The organism is Mesorhizobium sp. M5C.F.Ca.ET.164.01.1.1 (genome assembly GCF_004792125.1).
In the GTDB taxonomy this organism is placed as follows: Bacteria; Pseudomonadota; Alphaproteobacteria; order Rhizobiales; family Rhizobiaceae; genus Mesorhizobium; species Mesorhizobium wenxiniae.
The window spans coordinates 1-311 of the sequence record NZ_SRTG01000425.1 but is presented as its reverse complement, the minus strand read 5'-3'; the positions used below and the strand labels follow the sequence as shown (position 1 = coordinate 311).

The 311-nt window shown below is 64.0% G+C and carries 1 protein-coding gene; it reads right to left on the bottom strand.

What is annotated here, in order from left to right:
* Nucleotides 1–73 precede the first annotated feature (73 nt).
* Entirely contained in the window at nt 74–244 is a 171-nt protein-coding gene (locus EN807_RS34110) for a TetR family transcriptional regulator (RefSeq protein WP_189522699.1), read from the bottom strand.
* Nucleotides 245–311: the final 67 nt, after the last annotated feature.

Sequence of the window (311 nt, the reverse complement as noted above, 5' to 3'; positions counted from 1 at the left end):
GCTCGGCCGACAGCTCTTCCGCATGCGCCTCCAGGATGGCCTGCGCCATCGCCTGCTTGGTCGGGCAAAACAACTAGAGCGTGCCGATGGCCGCGCCCGCACTGGCGGCAATCTCGGTCATCGTGGCGGCGTCAAAACCCCTTTCGACGAACAGTTCCGCCGCCGCCGTCATCAGCGCCGCGACGCGGTCGTGCCCTCTTTTCTGTTGCGGCGCGCGCGGTTGCGGCGCCTTTTCCGAGGCCATCGTCATATTTCCAGCTGAGACTATCCTCATATATAACCGAGGCTGCCCTCATGTAACAGCGCTGGCG

What these genes read in the sequence shown, in the direction of transcription:
- EN807_RS34110 (WP_189522699.1), bottom strand. Translation starts at nt 244, where the DNA reads ATGGCCTCGGAAAAGGCGCCGCAACCGCGCGCGCCGCAACAGAAAAGA.